The organism is Acidobacteriota bacterium, from assembly GCA_016208495.1.
Lineage (GTDB): Bacteria > Acidobacteriota > Blastocatellia > Chloracidobacteriales > Chloracidobacteriaceae > JACQXX01.
Genome location: JACQXX010000056.1, coordinates 125,161 through 138,774, shown reverse-complemented (window position 1 = coordinate 138,774; position 13,614 = coordinate 125,161). Strand labels below are relative to the sequence as shown.

At 50.9% G+C, this 13,614-nt stretch carries 10 protein-coding genes; 5 read left to right on the top strand and 5 right to left on the bottom strand.

Annotated features, from left to right (window positions below; translation table 11 throughout):
- Window positions 1-34: 34 nt before the first annotated feature.
- Complete coding sequence (locus tag HY774_10280; protein MBI4748865.1) at window positions 35-1,312, top strand: tetratricopeptide repeat protein; 1,278 nt, start codon at window positions 35-37, stop codon at window positions 1,310-1,312.
- Between the two features lie 97 nt (window positions 1,313-1,409).
- On the opposite strand, the gene HY774_10275 is transcribed toward HY774_10280, so the two are convergent.
- Window positions 1,410-2,786, bottom strand: coding sequence for a PEGA domain-containing protein (locus HY774_10275; GenBank protein ID MBI4748864.1), 1,377 nt, complete (start codon window positions 2,784-2,786; stop codon window positions 1,410-1,412).
- 84 nt (window positions 2,787-2,870) lie between these two features.
- The gene (locus HY774_10270; GenBank protein MBI4748863.1) at window positions 2,871-5,108 is read right to left on the bottom strand and encodes an SUMF1/EgtB/PvdO family nonheme iron enzyme; all 2,238 of its coding nucleotides are present in this window, start codon (window positions 5,106-5,108) and stop codon (window positions 2,871-2,873) included.
- Between the two features lie 216 nt (window positions 5,109-5,324).
- Between HY774_10270 and HY774_10265 the strand changes: the two genes are divergently transcribed.
- Window positions 5,325-5,561, top strand: coding sequence for a hypothetical protein (locus HY774_10265; GenBank protein MBI4748862.1), 237 nt, complete (start codon window positions 5,325-5,327; stop codon window positions 5,559-5,561).
- Between the two features lie 63 nt (window positions 5,562-5,624).
- On the top strand, window positions 5,625-7,841 hold the full coding sequence (locus HY774_10260) for a diguanylate cyclase (protein MBI4748861.1): 2,217 nt from the start codon (window positions 5,625-5,627) through the stop codon (window positions 7,839-7,841).
- A gap of 378 nt (window positions 7,842-8,219) precedes the next feature.
- Here HY774_10260 and HY774_10255 read toward each other — a convergent pair whose 3' ends face one another.
- The 3 genes from HY774_10255 to HY774_10245 form a co-directional block, all read right to left on the bottom strand.
- Window positions 8,220-9,035, bottom strand: coding sequence for an ABC transporter permease (locus tag HY774_10255; GenBank protein ID MBI4748860.1), 816 nt, complete (start codon window positions 9,033-9,035; stop codon window positions 8,220-8,222).
- 79 nt (window positions 9,036-9,114) lie between these two features.
- Complete coding sequence (locus tag HY774_10250) at window positions 9,115-10,881, bottom strand: B12-binding domain-containing radical SAM protein (GenBank protein ID MBI4748859.1); 1,767 nt, start codon at window positions 10,879-10,881, stop codon at window positions 9,115-9,117.
- A 451-nt stretch (window positions 10,882-11,332) separates the two neighbouring features.
- Window positions 11,333-11,560, bottom strand: coding sequence for a hypothetical protein (locus HY774_10245; protein MBI4748858.1), 228 nt, complete (start codon window positions 11,558-11,560; stop codon window positions 11,333-11,335).
- A 108-nt stretch (window positions 11,561-11,668) separates the two neighbouring features.
- Between HY774_10245 and HY774_10240 the strand changes: the two genes are divergently transcribed.
- Together HY774_10240 and HY774_10235 are read left to right on the top strand one after the other, a co-directional pair.
- Window positions 11,669-12,205 (top strand): CarD family transcriptional regulator, encoded by a 537-nt coding sequence (locus HY774_10240; GenBank protein MBI4748857.1) that lies wholly within the window; start codon window positions 11,669-11,671, stop codon window positions 12,203-12,205.
- Between the two features lie 74 nt (window positions 12,206-12,279).
- A complete protein-coding gene (locus tag HY774_10235; protein ID MBI4748856.1) occupies window positions 12,280-13,605 on the top strand; it encodes an HlyC/CorC family transporter in 1,326 nt (441 codons plus the stop codon).
- Window positions 13,606-13,614: the final 9 nt, after the last annotated feature.

Genomic DNA, 13,614 nt, shown 5'->3' with positions numbered 1-13,614 from the left:
ACCACGACACATCTTCAGAGAAGAGGACTCAGTCATGAAAGCAGTAACCCTGTATCGTTCCCTCGGCATGCTCGCTCTGACACTCATGCTCGGAACCGTTTCCGTTTGGGCAGCCCCCGCAGGCGGCAGCAAATTTAATCACACGACCAAATCCAAAGAAGCCAAACAGTATTTTGATCAGGCAATTCTGGCCCTTGAAAATTACGCCCTCCCCCCACAAATCAATAAACTGGCCAAGAAAGCCATTGATCTCGACCCAGACTATGCCCTGGCCACTTATATTTATGGTGTGACGATGACTCCGCCACAGGATCCAGTTCCAGTCGTTCAAAAAGCATTTGATCTTGGCAAAAAAGCCTCGGATGGCGAACGTCGGTATCTGGAAGCGGTTCAACTGATCCGCCAACAAAAAGCGACGGAAGCTCTGCCGATTCTCAAAGAACTCGCAACCCAATTTCCAGATGAACGCATGGTTCAAATGATGCTGGGGCAGGTCTCGGTCAATACAGGAAACCGCGCCGATGCAAAGGCAGCCTTTGAAAAAGCACGTCAACTCGACGCCAGCACAGCCCGGGTTCATGGATTTCTGGGAAATGTGGCGCTGATGGACGGTCAATTCAGCCAGGCCCGTGAACTCTTTAAAGCAGCCCTGAGCAAAAAAGCACCTGGTGCGATGCCGTTTAATGCCCACTATGGTCTGGTGTACGCCGATGTGTATGAAGGAAAACACGAAAAGGCGATCAAACACCTGGAAGCCTTTTATGCCGAGTACATCAAATCGGAAGCACCTAAATTTTTCCCGCCAGTGTTTATCTGGAATTCGATTGGCCGAATCAACCTTGAATCTGGTAATGCGGAAGCGGCGATCAAAGCCTATGAAAAAGGCTATGAAAGCGTCCCAGGCAGCAATTTGAATGAAGATGACAAGAAAACCTGGTTTGGCCGCATGCATCATGGACGTGCCCGGGCACTGGCGAAACTTGGAAAATATGATGAAGCCTGGAAGGAAGCTGAATTGATCAAGAAAATGATCGAGGAAGGTGGTGATAAGGGCAAACAATACTGGACGTCATACCACTATGTGGCAGGGTATATCAAACTTGAAAAAGGTGAGATTCCAGCCGCGGTTGAACATCTGAAACAGGCCGATCAAACCGACCAGTTCCATCGGTTATTGCTGGCTCGCGCCTATGAAAAATCAGGCGACAAGGAAAATGCCAAACTCATCTACACGGAGCTGGCAAAACAGCCATTGCCAAACCTGGAAACAGCCCTCGCTTATCCCGAAGCCAAGAAAAAGCTCAAAGGATAACCCGTCAGTCTAAAGACTGAGAATTGTAAAACGAAAGGGAACTCACAGGTGTGAGTTCCCTTTTCGTTTTCTTCCAGTTGAGTATGGAACGAAATCCTTACTTTGCATCCAGAGGTTTAATAAAAAACGCATTGACCTGGAATTCTTCTCCCTGCACAGTTCGGAAGCCAAAATTCCCGAGTTTAAAGCTGTTTTGTGGGTCTTCTAAAAAACCAAGCGGCATCACTTGACCAGCATCGGGCCCGGAACTGGGAATCAGTTCGTGTTTGATCCGGTTGCCGCGAACTTCAATATGCACGTGGTAATACAAATTTGGTTTGATGTCGGTCAAAATTGGGGGCGCTTCAATTGGTTTGTCCAGATCCAGTTGCCCGTTGCGAGAAACATAGCCCCGAAACTCACCTGGATACTTCCCGCCTGGGCCCGAAAGATAAAATACATAGGCATTGGTGGTGCGTGCCCGGACCACCCACGAAGCCCCTTTCCCATTTAAGAACTGGATATCGAAGTCCACATCAAAGTCACGATACACCTTGTCCATTGGCTGCCCGGTGCCTTCGCCTTTGACGACGAGCCCTTTGTTAACCGTCCAGCCAGCAGGGGCTTCCCACTTGCCAAGCCCAGCGTTAAACCGGTCGCTGAATTCAGCCGAAGACGGAATCGGTGTCAGGTCAATCTTGAGTGATTTTTCCCCAACCGCCAGAGTTTCGGTCAATTTGGTCTCAAAGTAATCATCTTTGACCACGCGAATCGTACGCACGCCCGGTCGAACATTTGGAATCACCAGCGAGCCATCCGGGGTGATCGTTCCCCGATCAGCGTCATCCACATACACGGTCGCCCCAACTACCGACGCAATCGTAACTTTGACCAGTGCTGCAATCAGAGGAGGGCTAACAACATTACCATTTGGGTCATCTGGCCGAACCTCAACTTTGTCTTCCCAGGGCATCCAGTCGGCATGTTCAATGCGCAAGGTGTGCGTCCCGGTCGCGAGCTTTGGAAATGTGATTTGTTTCCCATCAACCTGCAGGTCTTCAAGTTTGACGGGCTGGGTATCGAGCATCAAACTGGCGCCTTCAGGAACACCGGCCAATACCAGCGGGGCAAATTTGGCCACCAACCGGACCGGTAAAACTTCGGTTTTATTCACCTGTGGCCGGTATGATTTGACAAACGGCTCATACTCAGGTTTGCGGACTTCGATCTGGTAGGTGCGGTTGGGAGTAAATTCAAGAATGAGAGAGCCGGTCGAATCGGAAACCCCAGACTTGTCGCCGTTGACGTAAACTTCGGCTTCGGCTGGGGTGGTTGAAATGGCCAAGTTCGTCTTTCCAACCCGAGGTTTGGGAGGTGGAGTATTGGGTTTGCCAGGATTGCGGACAACAAGTACTGGTTTTTGCCCGTAAACCGGTACCGTGCAGATAAAAACCAGAAATATAAATACAGATCGAAGCATGAGAAGGTAAAACAACTTAGACTCCTACAATATTTTACAAAGAAAAACTGATTCGACACAGCATTAACACGTTAGAAATTCCATCAAATTGTCCTCAACCTATTTCTGGTCTTTCGGCAAATCAAGTACAAGTCTAAATCCAATATAAGGTTGCCTTACCGTTGGTTGATCCCATTGCCGGTATGTTGTGGTTGCATTGGTTTTTACTCCCCAAAAATTTGAACCACGAGTGATCTTTAATTGACGTTTCCCCAGATTTGGGTCTGGAGGGGCCTTACTTTGAGGATATGGCGAGTAATCAGTTGCTGCCCACTCCGAAACGTTCCCAGCCATTCCCAAAACCCCAAAGGCACTTTTGTCGTCTGCGTGTTTGGGTGAATTGATTTCAAGTGGGCGCTTTAGACTTAATTCAAAGGTATTGGCATTATCTGTGTAGAAGGTATTCCCCCAAGGATAAATCCGCTGATCATCTGAACGAGCCGCATACTCCCATTCAGCCTCAGTCGGGAGCCGATAGGAAAGCCCTGTTTTCTTCGCCAACCACTCACAATATTTGGTGGCATCCTCCCATGAAACATTTGTTACAGGTAAGTTCTCTTCGCCTGGGGCATAGCGGTTGTCTTTCCAGTTTGATGGGGCTGGGTACCCGCTGTCTTTAATAAACTCAGCATACTCTTTGCATGTGACTTCATATTTCCCAATAGCAAAATCTTTTACTGAAACCTGGTGTGCCGGAGTTTCATCCAGAGGAACACCCGGTCCAGGATTCCGCCCCATCATAAATGTCCCACCTTTGATTTCAACCATGTTTTCAGGCAATACAAATTTGGGAGGCTGAGGAGGTGGCTCAGGAGTAATGGTAGCGGCTGGTTTTAACAATACTGAGCTGGGAAGCACCATCAATACACCAGTTACCAGTGCGACGAACATGATAGTCGCGATTGCAATATTCCGGATGGAAAAAATCGTGCTGATCGGATTTGGCACCGGCACATCCGCTGAGGAAATGGATCCCACTGGTGATCGGGGTGGCTGATGGGGTGCCCCCATTTTGAGTGTTCCACCAGAGTGCTCAATCAGTTGAGGTTTGGCAGTGGCTGGAACATAAGCTTCGGCTTTGGCCAGTGAACTCGACGATGCAATCAACGTGCCGCTTTCTTCACGAGGTACCGTGCGCGGTTTTTCCTGAATTTTGACCGGTGCCGCCCGATTGGCTATCGTTTCACGTGGCACCCCATCCTGGGTATGCCAGACTGAAATCGCATCCGAAGTTTCAGCGTGTCCGAGCGGACTGCTCATCAAACTGGTCTGAATGGCGGGAGCATCGGTGGTTTCGGCCCGATCTTCTTCAACCAGGGCCGGGCTACTGAGCATTGAGGTGTGAAAGGCAATCCCCTCCCCTTCCAAATTGGCGGTTGAAACTACATCGTTGCCAGCACAGGCGGCTTCGAGTTCCTGTGCAAACTGGCCAGCCGTGGATGGGCGATTATCGGGTCGTTTGGAGAGCGCCCGCAGCACAACCTTTTCCAGTTCACGCGGAATATTCGGATTGACGATATAGAGTGGTCGCGGCTCTTCATTGATATGTTTGAGCACAATGCCAAGCGAGGTCGGCGCATTAAACGGAAGTTCGCCAGATAACAACTCATAGGCGATGACCCCAAGACTATACACATCCGACCGTGAATCTAATTCCAACCCGTGGCATTGCTCGGGTGACATATAGTGGGGTGTTCCAATCAACATTCCAGCCTCAGTCAAGCTGGCATGCGAGGGTTCCCCCTTATCGCGAAGTTTGGCAATCCCAAAATCAAGAACTTTAACCAGTTCCTTCCCATCCGCTTCACGCTTGAGAAAAATGTTGTCGGGTTTGAGATCACGGTGAATCACGCCTCGTTTGTGAGCCGCGTCAACTGCCGCACAGGCTTCCGACAAAATCTCAATTGCTTCAGCCGCGGTCATGGTATGACGGTAAATTCGATCCCGGAGGGACTCGCCTTCGAGATATTCCATGACCAAATAAGCGGTATTGTCGGGCAAGACCCCAAAATCCATCACCGCAGTGGCATTCGGATGATTGATTCGCACCGCGGCCCGAGCTTCACGTTTGAACCGTTCAAGAATTGATGGATCTTCCGTGAGGTTATGATGCAGGAATTTGATCGCCACATCCACATCCATATGGACGTGATGCGCTCGATAGACGGCCCCCATCCCCCCTTCACCAAGCTTGGCCAGTATCTGATACTTTCCGTCAAACACAGTTCCGATCAGCGGATCAGTGGTCAGTGATGCAGATGGGGGCACAGGGCGAGTGGATTGATCATCGTTTGTCATGGAAGTCAGACCTTCAGTGATGATTGGGATTTGGGGTAGTGGAATAGCCGATTATCCGCTGAAACAACAGTTGCTGTCAAAGCCTGTACCAGTCTCCCTCGCCTCCTTCGAAGTTTGGGAATGAAGAATTGAGAATTGAGAATAAATTTTACCTCTACTGAAAGTCCTTCTATCACCCTGTCACCTGTCACCCTGTCACCCTGTCACCCTGTCACTGTGTCACCCTGTCACCTTGTCACCCTGTCACCTTGTCACCTTGTCACCTTGTCACCTTGTCACCCTGTCACCCTGTCACCTTGTCACTGTGTCACCTTGTCACCTTGTCACCCTGTCACCTTGTCACCCTGTCACCTTGTCACTTTGTCAGGTTTCCGAAATCAATTGCCAAAACCCAGGTATCCAACACGAAGGCTTGCGCTCCATCCAGGAAAATCGCTAGAGTTGTCCGCATAACCACAAGTCATTCATTCAACCATTCTTCAGCTCCAAAAGCCGTTCCCACTACTTCATTTCTTTATGCCTGCAGAAGCCCGAACTCAAAAGGTGCCGTTCTCTGTCCGCAAACGTGTGTTGTTAATGGGAACCAGTGTCGAAGTGGCCTCTCACCTGCAGCGAACTCTGCGTCGGAGCAAAGTTTTACAATTGCATGTCATTACTCAAAGTGCTGCTCTGGTGGCGACGCTGGCGGATGAAACTTTTGACTATGTCCTGGCTGATCTGACCCTGGGGTACGAAGCCATTTGGGACGATCTGTTGTACCTGCGCCAAAAACTCCCTGAAGTTCCGGTCGTGGGATTGCTCAATCATCCCACTCCGGCGCTTGAATCACGCGCCCGCCAGGAAGGAGTATTGACCTTTCTGACCCCTCCGTTTACCAGCCAGGCAATTCGAAAAACTCTGACCATTGCCACTGACCGGCTGTCAGACCATGTCGCTTTCCACCGAAGCCTGGCCTATATCGAGGCCAGTAGCCAGATTCATGCCTCTTTGAACCTCAAGGAAGTAGTTGAAGCTGTCGTGCGAGGGCTCACTCGCCTGACTCCTTGTCAAAAAATCCGCATTCTGCTCAGCGAAATTGACCTGGAAAAACCGGCGCTGGGTTTTGAAGCCACCTTTTCAGAACTGGGTCGCCCTACCATCCGACCATTGGACCGCGATGAAGCCTCGATTGAACTGGCAACGGCTTCGCTCCAGAAAGAAACGCTGTATCAGGAAAACATTTTGACGGTGCCGATCAGATGCGAAGAAGATCAGGTTGGATCCATGAGCCTGCGTCACCCGCGCAGCCTGCGCCTGAAAGACCATGAAATTCAGTTGATTGAGAATCTGGCCCGCCATCTGGCCATCGGGGTGCGCAATGCCCAGCGCTATGATGCCATGCACCACAGTCATAACCAGATTTTTCTGATCAATGAAGTTGGCCGCCAGGTTGCCAGTTGCCTCGAATTTGACACCATTCTGACGGATATCGTGGATCATGTCCGCCGGTACTTCAATTATGACATTGTCGCACTCTATCTCCCGATTCTGGCCGGACCACAAGGGCAAAATCACTATCTAGCCAGTCGAATTGGAAACGATGTTGTCATCCGGGCTTCAGTGCTCGATGGGGACCTGGGATTGATTCACTATGTGATGAATACCCAACAAACGGTGATTTGCCACGACCTCCATCGCCAAACCAACTGGAAGGGATATCACACCGGGTCGCGCTCAAAGCTGGTTTCACCGATCTGGATGGAGGGAAATATCGCCGGCACGCTTGAATTTGAAAGCCTTGACCCGCATGCCTTTGATTCGACTGACCGCCGCGTCGCTGAAGACATTGCGATGCAGATTTCAGTTGCCGTCCGCAATACGCGGCTTTATCACGATGCCCAGGCCGCTCGCGAATATTTGCAAACGGTGCTTGATGTTGCCGTTGATACGGCCATTATCTCGACCGACACCCAGGGCCACATTATTACCTTCAGCCGTGGCGCGGAGATTCTGTTTGGCCGAAGCACTGAGGAGATGGTTGGGAATCAGGTGGCACCGCTCTTTGATGAATCGAGTGCTAAGGCCACGATTGAAGAACTCTTCCGAACCCAGTCAGATGAACCGTGGGAATCGGATGTTCGGCTGGTGCGGCACAATGGTGAAACCTTTTTCGCCTATGTCACGGTCCGTCCGCTCCGGGCACGCCAGAGCCCTGGCTATTTGTTCCTCTTACTGGATATCACCCAACGGTTGAACTTGCAGGAGCGTCTCCACCGCCTGAGTATTACCGACGAACTCACTGGACTCTATAACAAGCGCTATTTCACAACGCTCCTCCCCCGGGAAATTTCCCGAAGCGAACGCCAGCGAAGCCCTCTGGTTTTGTGTTATTTCGATCTTGATGGATTTAAAAAGTTTAATGACAGTAAAGGACACGTGCAGGGTGATCTGTTACTGAAATGGATTGGTGGATTGGTCCAACAGGCCATTCGGCGCAATGTTGACCTGCCATTTCGGTACGGTGGCGATGAATTTGTCCTGATCCTGCCTGGCACCCGTGCCAAAGATGCCGCTCAGGTCGGGGAGCGCATCCGGGCAGCGGTTGAACGCCAGTATCACGGCGAAGTGACCGTCAGTTTTGGAGTTGCTGAATTTTGTGGTGAAACCGCCGATGAACTCACAACCAAAGCTGATCATATTATGTATCAGGCCAAACACGCTGGCGGGAATAAGGTGTGCGTGGCCGAAGACTGACCCTTTGGGAATGAAGAGAGTGGTTAGTGATTAGTGATTAGGGAACAGGTTCGTTCTCTCCAGTGCTCCCCCGCTTCGCCCGCGCCCCTGCGGGGCGCGGGCGAAGCGGGGAGCCACAAGGGGTGGCCTTTGGATCCGGTGGTAGGCCCAAAGCGGCCAACCGACCGGCTATCCGAACGGCACCGCTTCGCGGTGCAAGACCAAAACCTGGACGTGGCAGAACGCGCCCCAGGACCTTATTTTTTAACGCTCCCTTAGTTCCTGGGGCTTGGGGCTTGGGGCTTGGGGCTTGGGGCTTGGGGCTTGGGGCTTGGGGCTTGGGGCTTGGGGCTTCTTCGAAAATATTGATTTCTAACCACTAACCACTAACCACTCTTTTCAGCCTCGTTCCTTCTGCTTCGGATCGAGCCATTCACGCAAGCCGTCGCCGATAAAGTTAAACCCGAGCACGGATAGCGTCACCATCATTCCCGGAAAAATTGTCAGATGAATCCCTGAAGCAAAGTGCAGTCGGGCATCATTGAGCATCGCCCCCCAACTTGGAGTGGGAGGAGGGACACCCAATCCCAAAAAACTCAAACTGGCTTCCGACAAAATGGCCCCGGCCATTCCAAGACTTGCCTGCACAATGAGTGGCTGGATCGAATTGGGCAAAATATGCTTAAAAATAATGCGGGCATCACTGGCCCCCAGCGCGCGAGCCGCCGTGACAAAGTCGTATTCGCGGACTTTGAGGACCTGTCCCCGGATTAACCGGGCATACCCAACCCAGCCAATCACACACAGGGCCAGAATCAGGTTATTGAGGCTGGCACCCAGAAAAGCCACCATGGCAATTGCGAGCAGGATTCCCGGAAAGGCCAGAAAGATATTAAAGACAAATCCAGAGATAATTTGATCAACCCATCCACCATAGTAGCCGGCAATCATTCCGATAATCGTACCCACCACCGATGAAATCACCACCACAATCATGCCGACTTTGAGTGAAATCCGAGCCCCATACACAACCCGGGCCATCACATCGCGCCCGTTTTCATCGAGTCCCATTGGGTGGTCAACTGATGGGGGGGCAAAACTCTGCTCCAGGTTTTGACTGACGGCACGATCCTCTGGAATGAAGAACGGAGACAAGACCGCCACCAGTACCAGGACAATCACAATTGCGAGTCCAACTTTTCCGATGAAATTCATGAGTTTTTCAAAAGAAACAACAAGGGCGCACCACACGTGCGCCCTTGTCAACTCTGGTCAAGCCACTGGTGGATTCCACTTAATCCCCAGCGTTTGACGCCTGAAAGAGGTTTTCAGAAAGAACCGGCAATCCTGAATTGGCTTTCTTCAGGGGTACCGGGGCGGGTTGTGCCTGCGAAGCATCCATCAACCCCAAACCACGTGCGCTTTCATAGGCCGGGATGATTTCAGTTTCAAACGGTTTGAGTCCTTTCGGATCACGTTTCTTATTTGAAAAGTCAAGATGGAGGTGCTTGCGCAACATCCGTTCCGGGAACCCGGCAAACCGGTAAAGCGGATACTTGATCCCTTCACCAAACAGTTTCTTGCCCAGCATTTTGTAATAAAGTGGAACTCCCATCGAATATTTGTAGCGTTCAAACGTTCCACCACGATAAAACTCGATATTGTACTTCCAGCAGGTAAAGAAAAATTCCCACTGTAAGTCTGACATTTCAATCAGCTTGGCGCTTTCTTTCCCCTTCATGCGGGAATCTTCAAGCGGCACAAACCAGGTTGGAACAAACATTCCCTTAGCATCGCGCAGATCATACAGCAAATCGAGCGATGCTTTAGTGTCCTCAGCCGTTTCACCCGGCAACCCGATGATGAAAGTACAGAACGGGAACCAGTTATTCCGATTGAGGATTTCCATCCCCTTCAAAATAACGTCGCGCCACTGATGGGCTTTGTACGGATAGGCTTTCCCCTTCATGTATTTGTCAAAGAGTCGAGGAGAGCCGGTTTCAAGCCCAATAATCGGATCAACGATACACTTGTTCGGGTCGGTTGATTCGTGATGTTTCAGGTGTGAATAGGGGACACAAAGCGGGGAGAGTCGCTCAATCACGGTTGGGTCTTTGACGACCGGGGCCATGGTGATGTGGGTTAACTGCAGTGTTTCAACCCCTGGAACGGCTTTGACACTGCGGAACAGATTTTCCAGCGCCGGGACATTGGTGACAAAGTTCGGCAACTGTTCATAGAGGAACATATCCTCTGAGGTCAGCATAATTTCAGTGGCGCCTTCGCTGACGTTGGCGTGAACGCTGGCCATGATGTGATCCATGGGGAATGACCGCCCGACTTTGGTGGCTGGCCCGCAAAACTGGCAGCCCCGCCCACAGCCTCGGGTAATTTCCACGACCCCAAACGTCGAGCGATGGCGAACCACCGGAATTTCATCCACTGTCGGCTGCATGTTCTTTGGAACATTGATGATACGGGGAAGCGTCGGGTCACCGGCAATAATTCGCTGGAAAAGATCGCCGAAAACCCGTTCGACTTCGCCGGTAATTAAATAATCGACATGAAATTCATCCAACCGGTTCGCGGTCTCAATCTGCCAGGCCCCAGGGCCACCGATCACAATCTTTGGCTTGTACTTTTGAATGACTGGATGGGTAACGATTTTGAGGAATTCAGCCGCATTGAGCGGCATCAGATTTGGCCCGCCCAGCTTTGAGTACACATCCGTGGCATATGAAATACCCAGCGGATTATGGGCGTGAATGGCAAGCACCCTGGTTTCTGGCCCGACAAATTTCTCCAGGTGTTCAACATAGCAGGTGACCACATCATCTTCTGAATAGTTGCGTAAGAGCAGTGTTTCCACCACCCGGAGGCCATTGGGTACATATTTTGCACGCCCATCAGGCCAGGATTCATTCATCAGAGAGTCAGGGTTAATGAAGGTTTTGCTGAACTTTTGAGGGATCGTCGCCGACAACATTTGTTGCCAAATGCTGTGCTTGAATTCGCTCGCCTCGCTCGCTGAAGCGGTGAGAACAATTAATGGTGAACCCACAGAGGTCACTCCTCACTTTTAGTTAAAGATGTCCGATATATCAATGGCACGCAAGTACCAGCATGAGTGATCACCACCTGGCTGCGACCAATTGCTTCTGTTTGGTTTGGGTACCGGAGCGGAAAGATAGAGAAGCAGTGACCACTTTTACCCACCGGGTGAAGCTCTGTCAATATGAAAATTCGCCCCCCCAAAGCCCCAGCGCTTTTTCAGTCATCATCCTTCCTGTGAAAAAGCCCAACTCAGCTTCACTTTTCTTACAGTTGACCAATGCCATCAAGAAAAGGTAAACTGCCTACCGGCTTTTTGTGACCTTTTACGTGCAGTTTTACTGTGCCCATGAAAGCCAAACATCTTCAAGTCAAGATCCTTTCGTCGTGCCATTCCGAGTTCCATGATCTACCCAGCCAATATCAAGGTCTTCGCATTTTTCCGTAGGACTTTCTCTTTTTCATGCTCTCATTGTAAGAGGCATGCCGGGAGCCAACTCAGCCGTGGGTTTTCTTCCTGGGTGTATAATTGGAATCACCTCTGTTCTTAACGAAGGCTTGGCATCGTGGAAGCCATCGGTGGCGCGGTCGGGAGCAAATCCAGACAGGATACCCGTGGCAAGTGTTTTCACCAAACGATAGACATTTTTCATCCAGGTATCAGGCACCATCAGGGCTTGAAGACGCACAACAATTTCTTGAACACCTGGCTTTTGACCAGAGTGCTATTCTTTTCGGTATTTGAGGAATCTCGACGCCTTCGACACGTCGAGATGTATCAAGAAAGGTAGGTAAGTGTGGGATTCAAAGTCGGAGACAAAGTGATTTATCCCAACCATGGAATCGGTGTTGTTGAGGCCATTAACCAGCGGGTCTTTGATGGCTCCCAACTTGAGTTTTATCAACTGCGCTTGCACGAAAATAATGTGGTCGTGAACGTGGCGGTAGACAAAGCAGATGAAATCGGGATTCGGGGGTTGATCAAAACCAATGAAGGTGAAAAGTTGCTGAAATTACTGTCAGCCAATTTCACCACGCCACCGTCTGATTGGAAGGATCGGTTTAAGGAATTCTCAGAAAAAATGCGAACGGGCGACATTTTTAGTGTGGCCGAAATCCTCAAGCATCTCACATATCTGAGCCAATCAAAGCCATTGTCTTTCCGCGAAAAGCGCATGCTCGAGCGGGCCCGGTTTCTCGTGGTGACCGAACTGGCGATGGTTTCCAATAAAGCCGAGGACAAAGTCTCTGAAGTCGTCGAAACGGCACTCAAGAAGGCCTGCCTCAAGCATGAAGAAGAAGCGGCTGCCCGCGTGGCAACCGCCGCAGTTTAGGGCATCACACAGTTCGGCAATTTATGCCCCCTTAGTCAATGAGTGATTCTCTTGTTATAACTGGTCTGAAATTTATGAGCATTGGCGGGCTTGTGCTCGCCAATGCTTTCTTTGTTGCGGCTGAATTTTCACTGGTCGCCGTCCGCCGGTCACGAATTGAAACCCTGGCTGAAAGCGGCAACCGTCAGGCACGTACGACCCTTGAGGTCCTCAACAACCTCGATGCGGTGATTTCCTCCACCCAACTCGGAATTACACTCGCCAGCCTTGGGCTTGGCTGGCTGGGCGAAAGCACCCTCGCCCACATGTTTGAACCGCTCTTTCAAATGGCGCTGACATCGCTGATGGTCGCCTCACTCTCCGCCCATGCCTTTGCCGCCGCCCTCTCGTTTATCATTATTACGTTCCTGCATATTGTGCTCGGGGAACTCGCCCCGAAATCAATTGCGCTTGAGCGCACCGAACGTGTCGCCCTGGTTATTTCAGCCCCACTTCAGTTCTTCTATCGTGTCTTTCGACCCTTTATCTGGCTGCTCAATGCCTGTGGGATGATTGTCCTGAAACTCTTTGGCATGCACGGGGCAGGTGGCCACCAATCGGTGTACACCGAAGAAGAAATCCGCCAACTGGTCTCCCTGAGCCATCAAAGCGGCCACCTGAATGCCGACGAACGCGAACTCATCCATAATATTTTTCATTTCACCAGTTCGGTTGTCCGCGAAATCATGGTGCCACGTCAGGCCGTTGCGAGCATCGAAATTGGCGCCACGCGGGATCAGGTGCTCAAGTCCCTTGAGGAGTCAGGGTACTCACGCCTTCCAGTTTATGAAAAACAACCCGATAACATCATCGGTGTGATTCATAGCAAAGACCTGCTTCCGATTTTACTGACTGGCAAGCGGCTGGAGCTGGCCTCAGTGATGCGCAAACCAGTCTTTATTCCAGATACTGCCCATCTGAGCGAGGCCATGCGCCAGATGCGAATTTCCAAAACTCAGCTTGCGATTGTGGTTGATGAACACGGAAGTGTCGCTGGAATTATCACCCTTGAAGATTTGCTCGAAGAAATCGTCGGCGATATCCAGGATGAACACGATGTGGAAGGTGAGGAAGCTGTCTTCTGGCCGCAACCTGACGGGACGGTTTTGATTGACGGAGGCATCTCGATTCGTGAAGCCAACCGCAAGCTTGACCTGCACTTACCCGAATCTGATGATTACACCACGCTGGCCGGCTTCCTGATGACTGAAGCGGGAAAGCTGCTTGGCAAGGAAGATATTGTTACGTTTCAAGGTGCCACTTTTGTCGTGGAGGAAATCGAAGGTCGTCGAATTTCGCGGGTTCGGCTCCACCCGTCACCAACCCAGCCTGAGAACTCGCTCGCTCCGGCTGGAAATTAACTCAGCCTA

Excerpts from the sequence above, each read along its gene's own strand:
- HY774_10280 (MBI4748865.1), top strand. The coding sequence starts at position 35 with ATGAAAGCAGTAACCCTGTATCGTTCCCTCGGCATGCTCGCTCTGACA.
- HY774_10270 (MBI4748863.1), bottom strand. The coding sequence starts at position 5,108 with ATGACAAACGATGATCAATCCACTCGCCCTGTGCCCCCATCTGCATCA.
- HY774_10260 (MBI4748861.1), top strand. The coding sequence starts at position 5,625 with ATGCCTGCAGAAGCCCGAACTCAAAAGGTGCCGTTCTCTGTCCGCAAA.
- HY774_10255 (MBI4748860.1), bottom strand. The coding sequence starts at position 9,035 with ATGAATTTCATCGGAAAAGTTGGACTCGCAATTGTGATTGTCCTGGTA.
- HY774_10235 (MBI4748856.1), top strand. The coding sequence starts at position 12,280 with ATGAGCATTGGCGGGCTTGTGCTCGCCAATGCTTTCTTTGTTGCGGCT.